We start from the raw sequence: 19,177 nt of genomic DNA on the forward strand, positions 1-19,177 counted from the left end.
CTTCCCGGGCGCGATTCCTGGCGCCCTCGACCGCCGCGGAGGTGACCTGGAGCGCGACAAGCCTCGCCGTTCAGGGCGGGGAAGGATAGCGGGGGAGGCGTTAGCTTTGGCTGAGTGTCCGTTGCTGGATGGACTCGTCACTGGACATTTCACGGAGACCAGGGAACGTTTGCATCCATCATGATACGCCCGTATGATTGAGCGCAATGCGGCGGCTGCAAGCCTTCAGGTTTCAACTGCGGCCAGACGGCCAGCAAGAGCGGCAAATGCGCCGCTTCGCTGGCTCGTGTCGGGTTGTGTTCAACGAGGCGTTGAACTTGCAGATGGCGCGTTACGATGCCGGAGAGAAGAGGCTCGGTTACGCCGGGCTGTGCAAGGAGCTTACGAAATGGCGTAACGGCGATCCCATGCCTTCCGGGCGTGTCGCGCCTTGGCTGGCCGATGCGCCCGTTCATCCCTTGCAACAGGCGCTCAAGGACTTGGAGCGGGCCTACAGTAACTTTTTTGCCAAGCGGGCCGACTTCCCGCGCTTCAAGAGGAAGGGCCAGTCGGATCGCTTCCGTTACCCCGACCCGAAGCAGATCAAGCTCGACCAGGCGAATGGCCGCCTGTTCCTGCCCAAGCTCGGCTGGCTGCGCTATCGCCTCAGCCGGGACGTGTTGGGAGAAGTGAGGAGCGTCACCGTCAGCCAGTCCTGCGGCAAGTGGCACGCGAGCATCCTGGCCGAGCGCGAAGTCGAGCAACCCATCCCGAAGGGCGGCGCGGTCGGCATCGACATGGGCGTGGCGCGGTTCGCCACGCTTTCGGATGGCACGTTCTATGCGCCGCTCAACAGCTTCAAGCGGCATGAAACCGCCCTGCGCAAGGCGCAGCAGGCCATGAGCCGCAAGGTCAAGTTCAGCAACAACTGGAAGAAGGCCAAGGCCCGAATCCAGAAGATTCATTCCCGCATCGGCAATGCCCGCCGCGACTACCTGCACAAAGTCACGACCACGATCAGCAAAAACCACGCGATGGCGTGCATCGAGGACTTGCAGGTGCGGAACATGTCCAAGTCGGCTTCGGGCACGGCGGATGCACCGGGAAGAAACGTTCGGGCCAAGTCTGGACTGAACAAGTCCATCCTCGACCAAGGCTGGTTCGAGTTCCGGCGGCAGCTGGAGTACAAGATGGAGTGGAGAGGCGGCCGCCTTCTGGTCGTGCCGCCGCGGAACACGAGCCGGGCTTGTCCGTGTTGCGGCCACGTGTCGGCGGACAACCGTCGGACGCAAGCCCGGTTCGAGTGCGTGGAGTGCGGTTTTGAGGAAAACGCCGATTTGGTCGGCGCGATCCATGTTTTAAGGGCGGGACACGCCCGGATCGCCTGTGAAGTGAGCGGCATCGAGCCGCCAGCAGCAGGAACCCACCGAAGCGGCTCATTCCGGTTTAAGCCCGGATTGAGCGCCGTAGGAATCTCCGAACTTTAGGCCGGAGAGGATGTCAACTCCCTTACCGAGCACAAGGAGTGGCCGCTCGCGGAAGGCTTGGCTCGGGAAGAACGGCTTCCCTAGCTGTTCCGCCTCACGCGGCGGCCTTCTTCCGCCGCTCGAGCGCTTCAGCCGAGAGCAGGATCACCTCGATCTCCTCGGTGATCTCCTCCTGCCGGAGCCGGTTGGCCGCGCTCGTCAGCTCGGCGACCCGCTTGTCCAACCGGTCGAGCGCATTCTGCATGTGCTCCATCCGCTTGCGGTTCTCAGCGGCAAGCGACGAGTAGAGGGCTTCGTGCAGCGCCGCCAGCAGGTAGGTGTCGACCAGATCCTCCGAAACGTGGCGGGGCGAGATCTGCAGGAGAGGAGGAACCCCGGCGGCTCCCTTCCGCAGCATTTCGGCGGCGATGGGAAGGGGCAACAGCCTCCGCTCCTCGATCGACTCCGGATCGGGCTCATGAAAGATGACGATGAGCCCGGTCGAACCCGCCTCGACCAGCTCCCGGATCGTGGCCATCAGCCGCGGGAGGAAGTCGGCCACCTCCTCCCAGACGCTCGGTCCCGCCAGGGATCGGGAGATCTTGGGAAAGCCCGCCGCCCGTCCCTCCAACCGCCCTCCGACCAGGATCAGCTCATAGTCCCCTTTGGCCGCCACCGCCTTGACCCGCTCCTCCCAGAAGCGGACGAGCGAGGAGTTGAAATCGGCGCAAAAGCCCCGTTCCGAACCCAGGAGCAGATAGATGGGCCGGTCCCCGGGACGATCCGGAGGGAGCAGCTCGGGATGTGCCCCGTAGAAGCCTTTGGCCATCCCTTCGAGAGCCGCGATCAGATCGCGCTGGACGCCCGAAAACTTGGCGAGCTTGCGCACTTCGACCAGCGCCATGTTCTTCATGGCCTTCATGATCTCGCCGATCTCCTGGAGGGAGTGGCGATAGTGGAGGATCTCGCGACGGCGGCTCATGCGGCAACGGGCGCGGGTTGGCCTGGAGCGGGGCCGGGTGTCAAGGGAGAGAGCGGCACGAGGACCTCTTTCGCGAGGGCCAGCCAGCGCTCCCGGGGCTCCTCGACCGTAAGGCCCGATTCGGCGATGCGGGAGAAGAGGGCCGCTTGCGCAGCCCGGACCCGATCGGTCGGAATGGCGTCGAAGAGATTCTCGTTGAAGGCCGCCAGCCAGCCGAGCTCCTGCTCGGGGCTCGCTGGGACCAGCTTTTCCTGCTTGAGGAGCTCGCGCAGCAGCCTTCCCCGTTGGATCCTCTTCTCGAGCGATGCCTCGAGCTTGGTTCCGAACCGGGTGAAGACCTCGAGCTCGAGGAACTGGAGGAAATCGAGCTTCATCCGTCCCGCCTCCTTCCGCAGTGCGGGATGCTGCGCCGCTCCCCCGATGCGGGAGACCGATCGCGTCACGTCGATCGCGGGAAGGGTGCCGGCGGCGAAGAGGCTCTGCTCAAAAAAGACCTGCCCGTCGGTAATCGAGATCAGGTTCGTCGGGATGTAGGAGGCGAGCTCCCCCTGCTGCGTCTCTACGATCGGGATCGCCGTCAGGCTTCCTCCGCCTTGAGCAGCGCACAACCGGGTCGACCGCTCCAGGAGCCGGCTATGCAAGTAGAAGATGTCTCCCGGGTAGGCCTCCCGCCCCGGAGGCCGCCGCAGCAGGAGCGAGAGCTCCCGGTAGGTCTGTGCATGCTGCGAGAGATCGTCGTAGATCACCAGCGTCTGCCGTCCCGAGCGCATCCACTCCTCGGCCAGGGCGCAGCCGGCAAAGGGGGCGAGGTATTGGAGCCCGGGGAGCGCCGTCGCCTCGGCCACCACGACCGCCGTGTATTCGAGAGCTCCTTGCGCCCGGAGAGTCTCCACGACCTGGACGACGCTCGAGCGCTTCTGCCCGATCAGGACATAGACGCAGAGCACGTCCCTTCCCCGCTGGTTCATCACCATGTCGAGGCAGAAGCTGGTCTTTCCCAGGCCATTGTCCCCAATCACGAGCTCGCGCTGCCCCTTGCCGATGGGAACCATCGCGTCGACGATCTTGTTGCCCGTATAGAGGGGCTGGTCGACAGACTCGCGGTCCACGATCGCCGGCGCCGGAGCTTCCAGGAGTCCCCTCCGATCCGCCGCCGGAGGGGCCTTCCCGTCGAGCGGGTTTCCCACAGGATCGACCACTCGGCCCAGCAACGAGTCTCCGACGGGAATGCTCAGCCGCCTTCCCGTCCGGTGCGCGAGCGTCCCGGCCGTCAGCCCGGTGGTCTGCACCAGCAGCATCACCCCGACCGATTCGCGGCTCAAGCTATAGACCAGCGCTTGGCTCCCGTCTTCCAGCTCGAGCAGATCGTCGATGGCGGCCGAGGAGAGCCCATCGATCCAGGCGATTCCGTCGCCGACGGAAGTGACCCGGCCGAATTCAGCAACCTCGGGGGCAAAATGATACTGCTCGACCCAGTTCGCCTTCTGCTCGAGCGGGGAAAGTTCCTTCGTTTCCAGCATGATTTACCCCTCTCCTTTCGAAGCGAAAAACAAAAGCTCGTCCTTCACGTTCGCCCGGGCCATCCACCCGCCCACGACCGCCCGCACCCCCGCCCCGAGCGAACCGTCGACGAGGCAGTCACAGGGCAGCTCCTTCCCGCACGCCACCCAGAGCGCGCGCACGAGGCGCTCACGCCGGGCGGGATCGAGCGGAAACGCGGTTCGAACCTCCATCCGCTGGACGCCTTCCCGGGTTACGGAGCCTCGGATTTCGGCGAGCGTCTCCTCGGGCAGCCGCTCGATCTCCTCGATCGCCCGATCGATCAGCTTCGCCTCGAGATCGGGTGTCGCCAGATCGTGGAGGAAGCGGCTGGCGAATTGGCTGGCGATCCGCAGCGCGCGGCTCTCCGCCTCCTGGGAGAGAGCGGCCAGCCGGTGGGCTTCCACCGCTCGCGACCGCTCCCGCTCCTCCCGCATGAGCCGCTCGTTTTCGCCCTGCAGCCGGCTCCGTTCCTTCTGCATCTCTTGGAGAAGCTTCGCCCGCTCCTTCTCCTTCTCTGCCTCCCAGAGGCTCATGCGATTGGCATAGGCATTCTGTAGCTCCTCGCCCTCCTTCTTGACCCGCTGGGCTTCCTCCCACGCCTTCGCGGTCGCCGCCTTCCTCTCCGCGAGCAGCCGCAAGACGGGACGGAAGAGGAGCCGGTGGAGGAGCCAGACCAGGACAAGGAAGTTAATGACCTGGAGAAGAAAGGTCGTCCAGTCCAAGCTCACAGCGATCGCCTCTCGTTCGATTCCACCCGGGACCTACTTGTGGAGCAGGTAATCGAGCATCGGGCTTCGGAAGAGAACGATGAGCACGACGACCAGGACGTAGATCGCCAGCGATTCGATCATCGCCAGGCCGATCAAGAGCCAGCGCATGATCGACTTTTCGGCCTCCGGCTGACGGGCCAGCGCCTCGAGCGCCTTGGCGATCGCCATCCCCATGCCGATCCCCGGCCCCAGGACGCCGAGTCCCATGGCCAAGACCGCGAGCGCGGTCACGAGCGTGGTGAACAGACCCAAATTGCTCATCGTGCGATTCCTCCCTTTTGTTGTTCCTTCTCGGCCAGCGTCTGCATGCTGCCAGCGATGTAGACCAGGGCCAGCATCCCGAAAATGTAGGCCTGCAAGAGAGCCTCGATGAGATGGAGGAAGAGAAAGGCGACCGGCACCAGGAACCCGGCGAGCAGGAGCAGGATGCCGATCGCCACCTCCATCCCCGTCATGTTGCCGAAGAGACGGACGGCCAGGGTCAAGGTTCGGGTCAGCTCGCTCATGAGATGAAAAGGGAACATCCAGAACATCGGGGCGAAATATTCCTTCAGGTAGGCGGGCAGCCCCTCGGCGCGCACCCCATAGAAGGGCACCGCCAGAAAGACGATCGCCGCCAGCGCCCCCGTCACCGAAAGGTCTCCGGTCGGGGAATGGAGGCCGGGAATCAGCCCGATCAGGTTGGCGAAAAGAATATAGATCCAGAGCGCTCCAATGAGCGGCAGAACGCGCTCCGGCGCCTTGGGGATCGACTCCCGGACAGTCGATTCGATCGCTTGAACGGCCATCTCGAGGACGACCTGCCAGCCAGCCGGGTCCCGGAGGCGCAGCCGGCTCTTCGCCCAGCCGGCCGCCGCGGCGAGCAGGATCGTCAGCGCCGTTGCGCTCACCGCCGACTCGCTCAGCGCGAAGGAGCCGATCCGCAGCATCGGCTGCCCAAGAAGTCCTCCCGAGCTCATAAGTTTTGTCGGAGGTGGTTGTAGACGCTCAAGGCACCCAGGATGACCCCCAAGAGAATCCCCGTGATCGTCCAGTGGATGGCATAGCCCGCCAGATGCTCATCGAGCCATCGCCCGACAAAGGCCCCAACGACGACCGGAAGGATGAAGAGAAGGCCGATCGTTCCGAGGGAGAGCCACGCGGAGAGGACGTTGTGCTTCTCCTTCTCGGCTTTCTTCATCCGCTCCACGTCCTTACCCACTTGGCCTGCCAACCGCCTTCCGTCTTCTTCCGGCAGCCCCGGCTGGGCTCCCCGGCCCGCTCCGTTCTCTTGGTGATCCTCCACAAGCCCCGCTCTCCCCATGCCTACAGCCCCGGCTTCGAGCCGGTCCGGCCCAGCTCCCAGAGCCGCCGGAGCATCTCCCGCTCGAGATTGCGCGCAAGGGCGTGCATCTCCCGAAAATCGGCTTCCTCCCGCTGGATCTCTCCCTCGAGAGCCTGCGCGATCCGATCCCGATCCCGGTCGAGAAAGAAGTGTCGGGTGCAGATCGTCGCCGTGTTGTCCTCGAAGGAGAGGAGGCCGCTGGCCAGTGCAAGATAGGTGACGCCGTCGTCAGCCGCCGAGCGGAAGCGCGCCAGCCCGAGCCGGAGGGAGGTCAGAAAGCGCTCATGCCCGGCCAGAATCCCGAAGCTTCCGGACGAGTCGGCTCCCACGAAGGAGATGACGTCGTCGCGACGGACCACGTGGGTCGGATCGCGCAAGACCAGCGAAAAGGCTCTCATGCGTCCTTCTTCTCCTCCTTCATGCTCCCGCGCATGTAGCACTGCTCCTCGGTCAAGCCGTCCCAATCTCCCCGGAGGAACGCCTCGCAATCGTCGAGCACCTGCTCGAGGGGGACCGTCTGCCCCGCGATCCCGGTATGAGTGGCGGTCGTGAAGAACGGCTGCGTCAGGTACCGCTGGAGCTTGCGGGCCCGCAGGACCGTCTTCCGATCGTCCTCGGAAAGCTCCTCCATGCCCAAGAGATTGATGATGTCCTCGAGCTCCTTGTAGCGGGCGAGGACCTTCCGGACATCGACGGCGATCTGATAATGGCGCTCCCCCAGGAAGGTCCGATCCATCATCCGGCTCGTGGAGAGAAGAGGATCGACCGCGGGATAGAACCCCTTGGCCGCCTGCCCCCGGGAAAGGATCACCACCGTGTCGAGATGGCTCAGGATCGCCATGACCGCCGGATCGGTCATGTCGTCCGCCGGAACGTAGACCGCCTGGACGGCGGTGATGTTGCCCCGCTGGGTCGAGACGATCCGATCCTCGAGCTCGGCCACTTCGGTCAGAAGGGTCGGCTGATAGCCCACCATCGCCGGCATCCGGCCCAGCAGCCCGGAAACCTCGCTGCCGGCCTGGACGAAGCGGAAGAGGTTGTCCATGAGGAAGAGCACCTCCTTCTGGAGGGTATCCCGCAGGTACTCCGCATAGGAGAGGGCCGTGAGCCCGACCCGGAAGCGGACCCCGGGCGACTCGTTCATCTGCCCGAAGACCATCAGGGTCTGCTCCATGACCCCCGCTTCTTGCATCGAATGCCAGAGCTCGTGACCCTCCCGGATCCGCTCGCCCACCCCGGCGAAGACCGATACGCCCTGGTAGATCGACGCCACGGCATGCATGAACTCCATCATGAGGACGGTCTTGCCCACCCCCGCTCCACCGAAGAGCCCCGTCTTCCCCCCTTTCACGAAGGGGCAGAGCAGGTCGATGACCTTGAGCCCGGTCCGCAGAATCTCCTTCGGACCGATCATCTCCGAAAGCGGGGGAGGCTCCTGGACGATATTCCGGTGCTCGGTCGTCGCGATCGGTGCCTTCCCGTCGAGCGGCTCCCCAAAGACGTTGACCAGGCGGCCCAGGCACTCCCGAGAGGTGGGAACCCGGAGGAAGCCCCCCCCGTCATACACGGGCATGCCGCGCCGCAGGCCCGCCGTCGAGTGGAGCGTGATCGCGCGGACATGGTGCCCATCGAGATGCTGGTGGACCTCGAAGGTGTAGCATTCGTGATCGAAGCGGGCCCGGAGGCACCAGTGAATCGGCGGGAGCTGCTCGCATGCGATATCGACCACCGGCCCGTGGACCTCCACGATGTGACCGGCGGCCACCGATGAAGAAGGGATAGGAGCTGCAGCGGGGGAGCTCTGCGGCATGACGGCGGGAAGCCTAGCATCGCCCCGGCAAGCCCTGCAAGCCCCCCCGGAGCCCACTCCTGGGACGCACGCGCGGCTTGCCGGCGGCCCGCTTCTCGGTCATCTAGTTCTATTCCTCCAGGAAAACGGATGAACCTCGAATCGACCCTCCTCCTTACCGATCTCTACGAGCTGACCATGCTCCAGGGTTATGTCCATGCAGGAATGACCGAGAGAGCCGTCTTCGAGCTCTTCGTCCGAAGGCTCCCGAAGAGCCGAAACTTCCTCGTTGCCGCCGGCCTCGAGCAGGTGCTCGCCTTCCTGGAATCGGCCCGGTTCGAGCCCGAGGAGATCGACTGGCTGGCCGGTCAGGGCTTCCGCCCGGAGCTCCTCGCATCCCTCCGGGAGTTCCGCTTCCGGGGCGAGGTCCACGCGATGCCCGAGGGCACCGTCTGCTTTCCCGAGGAGCCGATCCTCCGGGTCACCGCTCCCATCCCGGAAGCCCAGATCTTCGAGAGCCGGATCATGAACCTGCTCCACTTCCAGACCATGATCGCCTCCAAGGCGGCCCGGTCGGTGCTGGCCGCCCCCGGCAAGGAGCTGGTCGATTTCGGCCTGCGCCGGGCACATGGCGCCGAAGCCGGACTCTACGCGGCGCGCGCCGCCTTCTTGGCCGGCTTCTCGGCGACCGCCACGGTCCTCGCGGGCCAGCGGTTCGGCATCCCCCTCTCCGGGACGATGGCCCACTCCTTCATCCAGGCGCACGACTCCGAGGAAGAGGCATTCTTGCGCTTCGCCGAGGCCAACCCCGAGCGGGCCGTCTTCCTGGTCGACACCTACGATACCGAGGAGGCCGTCCGCAAGCTCGTCGGCCTCGCCCCACGCCTGCGGGAGCGGGGGATTCGGCCGCTGGCCGTTCGGCTCGACAGCGGGGATCTCGGCGCCCATGCGCGACACGTCCGCCGGATCCTCGACCAGGCGGGCCTGACCGACGTCGGCATCTTCGCGAGCGGGAACCTCACCGAGGAACGACTCCAGGAGCTCATCCGGACGGGGGCTCCGATCAACGGCTTCGGGATCGGCACCTCCCTCGACACTTCCGCCGATGCGCCCTACCTCGACTGCGTCTACAAGCTCGAGGAGTACGCGGGCAAGCCCCGGCGGAAGCGCTCCGAAGGCAAAGCGACCTGGCCCGGATGCAAGCAGGTCTTCCGGCAATGCAGTCGCGATGGCAAGATCGCCTCCGACCTCGTGGCTCTCGAAGGGGAGGACCATCCCGGAACCCCTCTCCTGCTTCCCGTGATGCGAGAGGGAAAGCGCCTGGCGCCTCCCGAGCCGCTGCGCTCGGCCCGGGAGCGGGCCGCCCGCTCCCTCGCCTCCCTGCCGGAGGATCTGCGCGGGCTCCTTCCCGTAGCGGCGCCCTACCCGGTGCGCTTCTCGGCAAAGCTCGACGCCCTGCGCCGCACCCTCGAGCGCACCCTCGCCTGAGGCGGAAACGAGGGAGGCGCGTCCCCGGGGAAAGGCGTCCGGAAGCCGCCCGAGCAACTTCCCCTTGCCAACCCTGGCCTTTCGGAGCTTGGCTGGGAGGCATGCGGCGACGATCCCCGATCCCGAGGTTCGAGCTGCCCGCCGGGGCAAAGAAGGTCCTGCTCCACTCCTGCTGCGCCCCTTGCTCGGGGGCCGTCATGGAGCGCATCCTGGCTGCGGGCGCCGAGCTCACCGTCTTCTTCTACAACCCGAACATCCATCCACTCCGCGAGTACGAGCTGCGCAAGCGGGAGAATATCGCCTTCGCCCAGAAGCTCTCGGTACCCTTCCTTGATGCCGATTACGATACCGACCACTGGTTTTCCCGGGTGCGGGGCCTCGAGTGGGAGCCCGAACGGGGCGCGCGCTGCACCGCCTGCTTCGATCTGCGCTTCGAGCGGACGGCCCTCTATGCGGCTGAGCGGGGATTCCCCGTGTTTACGAGCAGCCTGGGCATCTCGCGATGGAAGGATTTCGACCAGGTCACCGGAGCTGGGATGCGGGCCGCGGCCCGCTATCCCGGCCTCCTCTACTGGACCTACAACTGGAGAAAGCTCGGCGGCTCCGAACGAATGATCGAGATCTCCCGGGAAGAGGGCTTCTACCAGCAGGAGTATTGCGGCTGCCTCTATTCGCTGCGCGACGCCAACCGCTGGCGGACCGCCCAAGGCCGCCCCAAGATCGAGCTGGGAAAGAAGTTTTACGGGAGACCGGCGCCTCCCGCGTAGCGATGCTCCACTCCTCCGACGAGAAGCCCTTCCTCGACCACCTGGAAGATCTGCGCTGGACGGTCTTCAAGGCACTGGCCGCCCTGGCGCTCGCCTCCGTCGTCGGCTTCATCGAAACCAAGCCGATCCTCCGTCTTCTCCTCGGACCGCTCAAGCAAGCGGGAGAAGACCCGGCCAAGATTCTCCGCTTCCTGGGAGTCGTCGATCCCTTCTCGGTGCAGCTCCAAATTAGCCTCCTGACCGGAATCGTCCTCTCCCTGCCCGCCGTCCTCTACTTCGTCGGTGAGTTCCTCCTTCCCGCGCTGACCCCAACCGAAAAGCGGGCGCTCCTTCCCATCTTTTCCACCGGAGCCTTCCTCTTCCTCCTCGGCGGATTCTTTTCCTACGCCGTCCTCCTGCCCCAGACGCTCCGCTTCTTCGTCCAGTACAGCCACGACCTCGGGGTCGAAACCCAGTGGACCCTGCCCAACTACCTCGACTTCGTCGTCCAGATGGTCGTCGGCTTTGGCCTCGCCTTCGAGCTTCCGCTGGTCGTCGTCCTGCTCACCCACTTCGGCATCCTCCGCGCCGAGCTCCTGCGCCGTTACCGCCGCCATGCGATCGTCGTCATCATCGTCGCCGCCGCCTGCATCACCCCCACCTCCGATCCCTTCACCCTCTTCCTCCTGGCGGTTCCGATGTATCTCCTCTACGAGATCTCCCTCTGGATCGCCATCGGTATCGAGCGGAAACGGGGCCGGCCGATCTCCTCTCCCGGGTCGCCGCCCGCGCTCGAGCCCGAAGCCGAGCAGGACAAGCCGGTGCCTTAGCGGGTCTTCCGGCTCGAGGTCGTGCCCTGCAGCGCCGCTTCGAGCTCCTTGCGCAGCCGCCGGACGACGGGGCCGATGGGAAAAGCCCGACCCAGGTACCGGTTGACCGGCATGATCCCGATCCAGCTGTTGGTCAAGAAGATCTCCTCCGCTTCCTCGAGCGTGGCAAGGGGGAAGCATCCCTCGACGACCTTGCACCGGCCCATGACCCATCCTCGAACCACACCCGCCCGGCAGCCCGCTTCCGGAGCGGGGGTGAAGATCGACTGCCCGCAGACCCAGAAGAGATTGCTGCAGGCTCCCGACGCGATCTCGCCCCTCTCGTTGCAGAGGAGCGCCTCGTCGGAGGCCACCGCCCGCCGCGCCTGCCAGTGCGTCAAGTAGCTGAGCGTCTTGAAGCGGGCATCCCAGTTTGTGGAGCCGACGCGCTGCGGAGCCGGCTCGAGCGAATAGGCAACCCGGCCGGAGGGACTCTCCCGGGCAAAGCTCTCCCACTGGTCTTCCCAAGTGACCACCCAGCGCCAGCGGCCCGTTTCCCCGGGAGGCAGGCCGGACGCCCGCCTCCGAAAATCGACTTTTCGGTCGATGCCGAGAGCCTTGGCCGCTTCCCCGAGAGCCTGCCAGTGCTCCTCCACGAATTGCGGCAGCCCTTTTTCGACGCGGAGCGTTTCAAAGACACCGAATCCGGGAAAGAACGAACGGCCGCCTTCCGGCATCCGCAACGGTTCGCTGCGCTTCACGGGCGGGCCTGCGGCGAGGACGAGAGCGCGGGTGCCCCGGGGCCCGGGCTCGGAAGCTTCTCAAGCTCGTCCAGGAGGATGCGTGGGGTCAGCAGCTCGGGAAGCAGCTTCGGCTCCGACTGGGGATCGGGTCCGTAGAGCGCGTAGGTCGGTACCCCGCTCCTTCCCAGCTCGCTCAAGGCCTGCGTGATCGCCGGATCCCGGTTCGTCCAATCGGCCACCATCCAGACGACCCCGCGGTCGGCAAAGCGCTTGCGGACTTCCGGGTTGTTGAGAGCAATCCGCTCGTTGACCTTGCAGGTCAAGCACCAGGAGGCCGTAAAATCGAGGAAGACAGGAACCCCCTCGGTCCGCAGCTCGTTGAGTCGCGCCGCCGAGTAGGGAGTCCAAGGCTCCTCGGCTCTTCGGCTCGACGCATCTCGCAGGAGATACCCGATGGCAGCACCCACTACGAGCACCCCGACCAGGCCCGCGACCAGCCGGACCGGCAGGATCCGGCTCGGGTTGGCGTATCTTCCGAATAGCCAGGCGCCGAAGCCTACCCCGATGAGGGCGAGGAGGAGAGAGCCCACACCGTCGATCCCGCGCAGCTTCCCATAGACCCAGAGAAGCCAGATGACGGCTGCCATCATCGGAAACCCCAGGAGCTGCTTGAAATCCTCCATCCACCGCCCTGGACGGGGCAACAGCCGCATCAGCACGGGAAAGGAGCACAGGAGAAAGACGGGAGCAGCGACCCCCAGCCCCAGGGCGCCGAAGACCAGCAAGGCGACCCACATCGGCTGAGCCAGGGCAAATCCGAGTGCCACCCCCATGAACGGGGCGGTGCAGGGACTGGCCACCACGGTGGCCAGCACCCCGCTGCCAAAGCTCCCCCAGAGGCCCCGAACCCGATCGGCGACCCCCCCCATTCTCCCGAAGGAGGCTCCGAGCTCGAAGACGCCGAAGAGGCTCAACGAGACCAGAAAGAAGAGGACCACCAGAAACGCGACGAACGGAGCGGATTGGAGCTGAAAGCCCCATCCGAGCTCCGCTCCTTGCGCCCGAAGGGCGAGCAGGATCGTCGCCAGAACGAGGAAGGACGAAACGACTCCAACCAGAAAGGCAAGCCCATGCGCAAACGAGCCGCCGCCCTCCTCCCGACCCCGGTCGACCAGGTGCAGGACCTTGAGCGAAAGGACGGGGAAGACGCAGGGCATCAAGTTCAGGATCAGCCCGCCGAGAAAGGCAAAGCCGAGGATCAGCCAGAGCTCCTTGGAGACGGGAAGGACGCGGAGGCCGATGGGCGCGGACACCGGCTCCGCTTCGAGCGCCCAGGCGATCTTCCGCGTCCCCTTCCATTCGGTCGATTGGGCCAGAAGCAGGCCACCCAGCTTCCTGGGCAGGGGTTTGGCCTTCGCCGGCTGAGGAATCTCGAGAAGGATGCCGAACTGCTTGAGCCGGAAGGTCTGCGGTGCGCTGTCGACGATCAGGCCCTCCTCGACAGGCAGGAAGCGGGGGGACTCGAGGACGGCCGCCTTCTTTTCGGTGCTCTTCAGCTCGAGGTGGAGCTTGCCACGTTCGACCCAGGCGGTCGCCTGCACCGTCTTGGGCGGAGCCTGCGGCAGGGCCGCGCGCGCCTGCAGAAAGGCCGCCCGCAGCGAAGCATCGATCTTCCCCGGAGCCGCCACGACCGGAAGGACGAGCACGAGATCGGCGCTCCCCGGAATGCAGCTCTGCGCGCACTCCACCCAGCTCACCTTCGCCGAGAGGGCCATGGTTTGCCCCAAGGGCAGCGATGCCGGAGGCGTCACGGAGACCAGGAGCCACGCTTCTCCCTCGTAGCCGTAGCTCGTCAAGGGAGGAACCGAGATTACCTCGGGCACCGGCCACTGGATCGGGCCGGCGCGAAAGCCCTCGGGAAGCTTCCACTCGATCCGCGTCGCCGATCCGGCATCCCCGGGATTCCGCCAATAGGTGTGCCATCCCTGCTCCATGCGGAGACGAACCGCCATGAGGACCGGCACCCCCGGGGAGAGGGAATCGGTCTCCGAAAGCAGAACCGCTTCCACATGCCTGCTACCGGCCGGCAGGGATTCCGCAGCCCGGGAAGCCCGAGGATCGAGCGCACAGAACGCCAGGGCGACCAGCCCGAAAAGCCAAGCTCCTCTCTTCATCGTGGAAAGATGTACCATAGGCGGACGTCCGAAAACATGCCAATGATTCTCATAGTCGACTCCGATGAGCGTTGATCGATCCGAGCTCGAAAAGGCGGTGCGCGATTTCCCCCAGGCGCCCGGCGTCTACCTCTTTCGCGATCGGCTCGATCGCGTCATCTACGTGGGGAAGGCGCGCAACCTCCACAAGAGGGTAGCCCAATATTTTCATCCCTCCCGCAGCAGCGCGGCCAACCGGAAGATCCGGGCCATGGTGGACGTTGCCCGTCGCATCGAGTTCCACACGGTCCGCTCGGAAGCCGAGGCGATCCTGCTCGAGGGCAAGCTCATCAAGGACTATCGCCCACGCTACAACGTCAGCTTCCGGGACGATAAGCGCTTCCTCCTGGTGAAGACCAACCTTCGGGAGCCTTTTCCGCGCTTCCAGATCACCCGCCTGCGCAAGGAGGACGGCTGCCGCTACTTCGGCCCCTTTGCCTCCTCGGGAGCGCTACGGACCACGATCAACTGGATGAAGAAGATCTTTGGCCTCCGGTCGTGCGCCCCCCTCGTGCCCGGCGAGCGGGACTACAAGCACTGCCTCGACCGGATCATCAAGAACTGCTGCGCTCCCTGCCTCGGGACGCAGACGCAGGAAGAGTATCGCCGACGGGTCGAGGCCGCCTGCGCCTTCCTCGAGGGCAAATCCCGGGAGATGGCCGAGGAGATCCGCAAGAAGATGGAAGAGGCGGCCGCCCGGTTGGAGTTCGAACGGGCGGCCGACTTGCGGAACCTCTGGGAGGACCTGCGACAGACGACCCGGCCGGTCAAGCGCTTCCTGCGGGCCTACGAGCCCGCCCTCTCTCCCAGCCGGGATTTGGAAGAGCTCGCGGCGGCTCTGGGGCTCACCACTCCCCCGCCCGTCATGGAGTGCTTCGATATCTCGAACATCTCGACCCTCCATAAGGTCGCCTCCATGGTCGTCTTCGAGCAGGGGAAGCCCGCGCGGGGGGGCTATCGGCGCTACCGGATCCGCACCGTGGCCGGCCAAGACGACTTCGCGAGCATCGCCGAAGCGGTGCGCCGGCGCTATCGGCGGGTTTTGACGGAGGGGACGCGCCGCCCCGACCTGATCGTCGTCGACGGAGGAGCGGGCCAACTCTCTTCCGCCCGCCGCGAGCTTCTCGCCCTCGGCTTGACCGACATCCCCCTCATCGGCCTGGCCAAGGAAAACGAGGAGATCTACCGGCCGGATCAGCCGCTCCCGCTCCAGCTTCCGAAGGAATCGGGAGCGATCCGCCTCCTGCAGCGGTTGCGCGACGAAGCGCACCGCTTCGCCAACGCCTACCATCAGCTCCTGCTCCGCCAGCGGGTGCGCGAGAGCCGGCTCGACGACTGCCCCGGAATCAGCCGCAATCGCAAGCGTCTCCTTCTCCAGACCTTTGGCTCGGTCGATCGCCTTCGAAAGGCCTCCGTCGACGAAATCGCCCGAGTGAAGGGCATTGGCCGGAAGCTCGCGGAATCGGTGAGTCGCTACCTCGCCGACGATCGCCCGTCCGGCTAAGGTCGGATGCGGGAGAGCCGGAGCTCCCGGATTCGCCCGATCGAGGAAGAGAAGCGCGTCCTTCTGACCAGAGAATGCGGCATCTTTTGCATTGACGTTATGAAAACCGTACATTTAATATGCCGCGAACAAATATATGTTTGCAAACCTTACCTTCCGGGCGGCGGGGTCGCTCGCGCGCTGCGGCGGCTTCCGTCTCCTCTCCCTCGCCGTTCTCTTTGGATCGCTCGGGCCCCTCGCGGAGGCCAAGACCTTCCCGGTCCCCGCGGCGCCTGCCTTGCGCACGAAGGGGATTGCTTCCTGGTACGCCGAGTCACGCTTCACCTCCACCGGGGAGCGCTACCGGCCGGGTGCCATGACGGCCGCCCATCCGACCCTTCCCTTCGGCACCCTGGTGGCGGTCCGCAACCTGAAGAACGGGAAGATCGCGCTGGTCCGCATCAATGACCGGGGTCCCTACAAAAAGGGTCGGATCATCGACCTCTCCCGCGCCGCGGCCGACCGCCTCGGCATGCTTTCCGATGGCTTGGCCCTGGTGGAGCTCCGGATCGTCCGCTCCACTCCTCGGCTTTTTTCTTCCGCAACCGGCACCCTCCGCCCGGTTTCGAGGCGGGGGCCGGTTCCGTTCTGAGATCCTTCTTCCCGAAGGATCGAGAGCCGGGTCGCCCCTCCCCCCTTCTCCTCCGCGCCTTCCGAGCGCCCCTCCCGATCGGGCCTGCCTCGACTTTCGCGCGCGAAGAAAAAATCCTTTTTCCTCGCAAAGCGGGGTGAGTATGCTTAACCACTCATCGAATTGACCCCGCAACCTACCCATCTCGTTCCGAACGGCCGGCGCCGTCCGGCCCGGTGATTCTGTCGTCGTCCAACTCATGAAGAATGTCCTCTTTGTCTGCACGGGAAATGTCTGTCGGAGCCCCATGGCGCAAGGCTTGTTCCAGGACCTGGTGCAGGGTCGCCAGGATATCCGGGTCGAGTCCGCGGGCATTGGAGCGGTGAGCGGGATCATCCCGAGCGAACAGGCGATCGACGTCATGCAGGAGATCGGCATCGACATCTCGGCAATCCGCAGCAAGCCGCTCTCGGCGGAGCTCGTGCGCCGGGCCGACTTCATCTTCTGCATGAGCTATGCCCATCTCGACTCGATTCTCCTGCTCTATCCCTCGGCCGCCGAGAAGACCTATCTCCTCCTCGAGTTCGATTCCGATCTGCCCCTCTCCTCCCGCGAGATTCCCGATCCGATCGGCAGCCCCATCGAAATCTACCGGGTCTGCCGGGACCAGATGCGCCAAGCGATGCCGAAGATCCTCTCTTTCGTGCTCGAATCGGAGCGCACCACCCACCCGGAAGCGGGCGAGAGCCTGCGGATCGCCTTGGGCTCCGACCACTTCGGCTTGTCCCTGAAGCAGGCGGCGCGCGATTGGCTCAAGGGGAGCCAGCTCGCCTTCGAAGACTATGGCACGATGAACGAGCTTCCCGTCGACTACCCCGACTACGCGGAACGGGTCGCCCGAGCTCTCCTTCAAGGCAAGTCCTCCCGGGGCCTCCTCTTCTGCCAAGATGGGATGGGCATGGAGATCGCGGCCAACCGGATCCCCGGCATCCGGGCAGTGCGCGTTGCCCTCCCGGAGGAAGCGGCTGCCGCTCGGGTCCGCTACTCGGCCAACATCCTCTGCCTGGGGTCCAACACCGTCCATGCCGCCGAGCTCCCGGCCATTCTTCATGCATGGCTCGCCGCCCAACCCGACCCATCGGGACACGACCGGCCGCTTCGGAAGATCGAGCTATTGAGCAAGGTCCCGGCCCGTTCGTCCCTCTCGGCTCCGCCCTCATCGCTGCCGGCCATCGACCCGGAGATCCACGCGCTCATCGAACGGGAGAGCCGAAGGCAGAGCGAGAATCTCGAGCTGATCGCATCCGAGAACTTTACCAGCCGCGCCGTCAGGGAAGCTCAGGGGAGCTGCCTGACCAACAAGTATGCCGAAGGCTATCCCGGCCGGAGATGGTACGGCGGATGCGAGAACATGGACGAGATCGAACGGCTGGCCATCGAACGGGCCAAGGAGCTCTTCGGGGCCGAGCATGCCAACGTCCAACCCCACTCGGGGAGCCAGGCCAACATGGCCGTCTACTTCTCCTGCCTTCAGCCAGGAGACAAGGTCCTGAGCATGGACCTGGCCCACGGCGGGCACCTCACCCACGGCTTCAAGATGAACTTCTCGGGGCGATTCTTCCACGTCGCTCACTATGGGGTCAGCCCGGAGGACGAGCGGATCGACTACGACGGGCTCGCCAAGACTGCGGCGGTCCATCGACCGCGGATGCTCGTCGCCGGGGCCTCTTCCTATCCTGCGATCATCGACTTCGCGGCCCTCCGACAGATCGCCGATTCGGTGGGAGCCCTTCTCTTCGTCGACATGGCCCACGTGGCCGGGCTGGTCGCCGCCGGCCTCCACCCCTCCCCGGTCCCCTACGCCGACTTCGTCACCACGACTACGCACAAGACGCTCCGGGGGCCTCGGGGCGGCATGATCCTCTGCCGGGCACCCTACGCCAAGGAGATCGATTCCCAGATCTTTCCGGGCATCCAGGGTGGGCCCCTCATGCATGTGGTGGCGGCGAAGGCGGTCTGCCTCAAAGAGGCCCTCCAGCCCGAGTTTCGGAGCTACCAGAACCAGGTGTTGCGCAATGCGAGGGCCCTGGCCGAGTCGCTCAAGCGCCATGGCTACCGCCTCGTCACAGGCACCACCGAGAACCATCTTCTCCTGGTCGACCTCCGCCCACAAGGGATGTCGGGGAAGGAGGCCCAGGAGCTGCTCGATCGCGTCGGGATCACCGTGAACAAGAATGCGATCCCCTTCGACACCCTCCCGCCCTACCAGGCGGGCGGCATCCGCCTCGGAACCCCGGCGGTGACCACCCGCGGCATGCGGGAAAACGAGATGTTCGACATCGGCGAATGGATCCACCGCGCGCTCGCCCAGCGGCACGATCCGACCGCCCTCGAGAAGATTCGCGAAGAGGTCTTGTCCTCCACCCTGGAGTTTCCGCTCCCGGGATAGCCGGGATCGCTGCAAACTTTCCTCTCCCCTCGAGAGTCGGTTGACAAGATGAGGGCGGAAAGGCTTAATCGAGGGACTCATTCGCAAAACCCTTATGGATCCCGCCAGAAAACTCCCCTTCTCGCGTCTCTTCCTCTTGACTCTCGGCCTGCTGACCGTAGTGGCCATCACCGGCTGCGACTTTTACGCCAAGAAGAAGGAGAGCCAGCCGCAATCCCAATCGGAGACGAAGAAGGACGCGGCCGATGGACCGGATGCGGAGGCCGGGCTGGAAGAGGGAGCCCCTCCCGCTCCGGAACCGCCGAGCGCCGGCACGCCTTCGACGACCGCCCCTTCTGGGGAGGGAGCCCAACCAAACCCGAACGCTGCGCCCTCCGTCAGCCCCTCCACCGGAGGAGAGCTTCCGCCTCCGGCTTCCTCCGGCACCCCTGCCGCTGGGGGAGACGCCTCCGCTCCGACCCCCCCGGCTCCTCCGTCTCAGGCTTCCTCGGCCGAGCCTACCGCACCGAGCGAGAGCTCTGGCCAGGATGCGACCGCGCCGAAGCCGGCTCCGGAGAATCCGTAAGCACCGAGTCCTCGGTGCGGCGACCGGGCGGATGCCGCCACCTCTTCGCCCGCGCACAAGGGAATAGGTTGCATCCGTTCCCGGACCGCCTAAGATCAAGCTCGCCAGGGGCGGCGGAGCTGCCGGCAGGGTAACCCCGCCAGGTCCGAAAGGAAGCACCGGTAACTTGACCGCGGTTGTCGCTGCTCCTGGTGCTCC

18 protein-coding genes and 1 other RNA gene are annotated in these 19,177 nt (G+C 65.5%); 9 read left to right on the forward strand and 10 right to left on the reverse strand.

All coding sequences use genetic code 11. From position 1 onward, the window contains the following. Positions 1-206: 206 nt before the first annotated feature. Positions 207-1,466 (forward strand): RNA-guided endonuclease TnpB family protein, encoded by a 1,260-nt coding sequence (locus tag MacB4_RS03745; protein WP_206864511.1) that lies wholly within the window; start codon positions 207-209, stop codon positions 1,464-1,466. Between the two features lie 94 nt (positions 1,467-1,560). Here MacB4_RS03745 and MacB4_RS03750 read toward each other — a convergent pair whose 3' ends face one another. The 8 genes from MacB4_RS03750 to atpD are packed head-to-tail and all read right to left on the reverse strand — an operon-like array spanning position 1,561 to position 7,873. Next, complete coding sequence (locus MacB4_RS03750; protein ID WP_206864512.1) at positions 1,561-2,427, reverse strand: FoF1 ATP synthase subunit gamma; 867 nt, start codon at positions 2,425-2,427, stop codon at positions 1,561-1,563. After that, complete coding sequence (locus tag MacB4_RS03755) at positions 2,424-3,947, reverse strand: F0F1 ATP synthase subunit alpha (protein ID WP_206864513.1); 1,524 nt, start codon at positions 3,945-3,947, stop codon at positions 2,424-2,426. The genes MacB4_RS03750 and MacB4_RS03755 overlap by 4 nt, the downstream gene beginning before the upstream one ends. 3 nt (positions 3,948-3,950) lie before the next feature. Beyond that, the gene (locus MacB4_RS03760) at positions 3,951-4,697 is read right to left on the reverse strand and encodes a F0F1 ATP synthase subunit delta (protein WP_206864514.1); all 747 of its coding nucleotides are present in this window, start codon (positions 4,695-4,697) and stop codon (positions 3,951-3,953) included. Between the two features lie 33 nt (positions 4,698-4,730). After that, positions 4,731-5,000 carry an ATP synthase F0 subunit C gene (atpE, locus tag MacB4_RS03765; protein ID WP_024807744.1) on the reverse strand — a complete coding sequence of 90 codons (270 nt, stop codon included), beginning with the start codon at positions 4,998-5,000 and terminating at the stop codon, positions 4,731-4,733. Further along, positions 4,997-5,698, reverse strand: a complete 702-nt coding sequence (locus MacB4_RS03770; protein ID WP_242529312.1) for a F0F1 ATP synthase subunit A — start codon at positions 5,696-5,698, stop codon at positions 4,997-4,999. The genes atpE and MacB4_RS03770 overlap by 4 nt, the downstream gene beginning before the upstream one ends. Then, positions 5,695-6,024, reverse strand: coding sequence for an AtpZ/AtpI family protein (locus tag MacB4_RS03775; RefSeq protein WP_242529313.1), 330 nt, complete (start codon positions 6,022-6,024; stop codon positions 5,695-5,697). The genes MacB4_RS03770 and MacB4_RS03775 overlap by 4 nt, the downstream gene beginning before the upstream one ends. Before the next feature lie 20 nt (positions 6,025-6,044). Then, entirely contained in the window at positions 6,045-6,461 is a 417-nt protein-coding gene (locus MacB4_RS03780) for a F0F1 ATP synthase subunit epsilon (protein WP_206864516.1), read from the reverse strand. Continuing rightward, a complete protein-coding gene (gene atpD / locus MacB4_RS03785; RefSeq protein ID WP_206864517.1) occupies positions 6,458-7,873 on the reverse strand; it encodes a F0F1 ATP synthase subunit beta in 1,416 nt (471 codons plus the stop codon). Before atpD ends, MacB4_RS03780 begins: the two co-directional genes overlap by 4 nt. Before the next feature lie 129 nt (positions 7,874-8,002). Here atpD and MacB4_RS03790 point away from each other — a divergent pair, with 129 nt between their 5' ends. The 3 genes from MacB4_RS03790 (at position 8,003) to tatC (ending at position 10,916) form a co-directional block, all read left to right on the forward strand. Further along, the gene (locus MacB4_RS03790; protein ID WP_206864518.1) at positions 8,003-9,340 is read left to right on the forward strand and encodes a nicotinate phosphoribosyltransferase; all 1,338 of its coding nucleotides are present in this window, start codon (positions 8,003-8,005) and stop codon (positions 9,338-9,340) included. 101 nt (positions 9,341-9,441) lie between these two features. After that, positions 9,442-10,107 carry an epoxyqueuosine reductase QueH gene (locus tag MacB4_RS03795; protein ID WP_206864519.1) on the forward strand — a complete coding sequence of 222 codons (666 nt, stop codon included), beginning with the start codon at positions 9,442-9,444 and terminating at the stop codon, positions 10,105-10,107. A 2-nt stretch (positions 10,108-10,109) separates the two neighbouring features. Then, positions 10,110-10,916, forward strand: a complete 807-nt coding sequence (tatC, locus tag MacB4_RS03800) for a twin-arginine translocase subunit TatC (protein ID WP_206864520.1) — start codon at positions 10,110-10,112, stop codon at positions 10,914-10,916. On the opposite strand, the gene MacB4_RS03805 is transcribed toward tatC, so the two are convergent. Beyond that, complete coding sequence (locus tag MacB4_RS03805; RefSeq protein WP_242529315.1) at positions 10,913-11,656, reverse strand: aminotransferase class IV; 744 nt, start codon at positions 11,654-11,656, stop codon at positions 10,913-10,915. The genes tatC and MacB4_RS03805 overlap by 4 nt on opposite strands. Next, positions 11,653-13,830 carry a protein-disulfide reductase DsbD gene (locus MacB4_RS03810; RefSeq protein ID WP_242529316.1) on the reverse strand — a complete coding sequence of 726 codons (2,178 nt, stop codon included), beginning with the start codon at positions 13,828-13,830 and terminating at the stop codon, positions 11,653-11,655. Before MacB4_RS03810 ends, MacB4_RS03805 begins: the two co-directional genes overlap by 4 nt. Positions 13,831-13,876: 46 nt before the next feature. Between MacB4_RS03810 and MacB4_RS03815 the strand changes: the two genes are divergently transcribed. From MacB4_RS03815 to ffs, 5 genes are all read left to right on the forward strand, one after another. Further along, on the forward strand, positions 13,877-15,355 hold the full coding sequence (locus MacB4_RS03815; RefSeq protein WP_206864521.1) for an excinuclease ABC subunit UvrC: 1,479 nt from the start codon (positions 13,877-13,879) through the stop codon (positions 15,353-15,355). Positions 15,356-15,491: 136 nt separating this feature from the next. Beyond that, positions 15,492-15,986: a septal ring lytic transglycosylase RlpA family protein gene (locus MacB4_RS03820; RefSeq protein WP_206864522.1), complete on the forward strand. Its 495-nt coding sequence runs from the start codon at positions 15,492-15,494 to the stop codon at positions 15,984-15,986. Between the two features lie 238 nt (positions 15,987-16,224). Further along, the gene (locus MacB4_RS03825) at positions 16,225-18,414 is read left to right on the forward strand and encodes a serine hydroxymethyltransferase (protein WP_206864523.1); all 2,190 of its coding nucleotides are present in this window, start codon (positions 16,225-16,227) and stop codon (positions 18,412-18,414) included. A 94-nt stretch (positions 18,415-18,508) separates the two neighbouring features. Further along, positions 18,509-18,979, forward strand: a complete 471-nt coding sequence (locus tag MacB4_RS03830; protein ID WP_206864524.1) for a hypothetical protein — start codon at positions 18,509-18,511, stop codon at positions 18,977-18,979. Positions 18,980-19,082: 103 nt separating this feature from the next. Then, positions 19,083-19,175, forward strand: an RNA gene (gene ffs, locus MacB4_RS03835) — signal recognition particle sRNA small type. Positions 19,176-19,177 lie beyond the last annotated feature (2 nt).

Origin of the sequence: Methylacidimicrobium sp. B4 (assembly GCF_017310545.1) — a bacterium.
Lineage (GTDB): Bacteria > Verrucomicrobiota > Verrucomicrobiia > Methylacidiphilales > Methylacidiphilaceae > Methylacidimicrobium.

Coding starts and splice junctions, on each gene's coding strand:
- MacB4_RS03820 (WP_206864522.1), top strand. CDS start 15,492: ATGTTTGCAAACCTTACCTTCCGGGCGGCGGGGTCGCTCGCGCGCTGC.
- MacB4_RS03750 (WP_206864512.1), bottom strand. CDS start 2,427: ATGAGCCGCCGTCGCGAGATCCTCCACTATCGCCACTCCCTCCAGGAG.
- MacB4_RS03770 (WP_242529312.1), bottom strand. CDS start 5,698: ATGAGCTCGGGAGGACTTCTTGGGCAGCCGATGCTGCGGATCGGCTCC.
- MacB4_RS03810 (WP_242529316.1), bottom strand. CDS start 13,830: ATGGTACATCTTTCCACGATGAAGAGAGGAGCTTGGCTTTTCGGGCTG.
- atpE (WP_024807744.1), bottom strand. CDS start 5,000: ATGAGCAATTTGGGTCTGTTCACCACGCTCGTGACCGCGCTCGCGGTC.
- MacB4_RS03790 (WP_206864518.1), top strand. CDS start 8,003: ATGAACCTCGAATCGACCCTCCTCCTTACCGATCTCTACGAGCTGACC.
- MacB4_RS03815 (WP_206864521.1), top strand. CDS start 13,877: ATGAGCGTTGATCGATCCGAGCTCGAAAAGGCGGTGCGCGATTTCCCC.
- MacB4_RS03755 (WP_206864513.1), bottom strand. CDS start 3,947: ATGCTGGAAACGAAGGAACTTTCCCCGCTCGAGCAGAAGGCGAACTGG.
- MacB4_RS03780 (WP_206864516.1), bottom strand. CDS start 6,461: ATGAGAGCCTTTTCGCTGGTCTTGCGCGATCCGACCCACGTGGTCCGT.
- MacB4_RS03745 (WP_206864511.1), top strand. CDS start 207: ATGCGGCGGCTGCAAGCCTTCAGGTTTCAACTGCGGCCAGACGGCCAG.
- MacB4_RS03795 (WP_206864519.1), top strand. CDS start 9,442: ATGCGGCGACGATCCCCGATCCCGAGGTTCGAGCTGCCCGCCGGGGCA.
- tatC (WP_206864520.1), top strand. CDS start 10,110: ATGCTCCACTCCTCCGACGAGAAGCCCTTCCTCGACCACCTGGAAGAT.
- MacB4_RS03830 (WP_206864524.1), top strand. CDS start 18,509: ATGGATCCCGCCAGAAAACTCCCCTTCTCGCGTCTCTTCCTCTTGACT.
- MacB4_RS03825 (WP_206864523.1), top strand. CDS start 16,225: ATGAAGAATGTCCTCTTTGTCTGCACGGGAAATGTCTGTCGGAGCCCC.
- atpD (WP_206864517.1), bottom strand. CDS start 7,873: ATGCCGCAGAGCTCCCCCGCTGCAGCTCCTATCCCTTCTTCATCGGTG.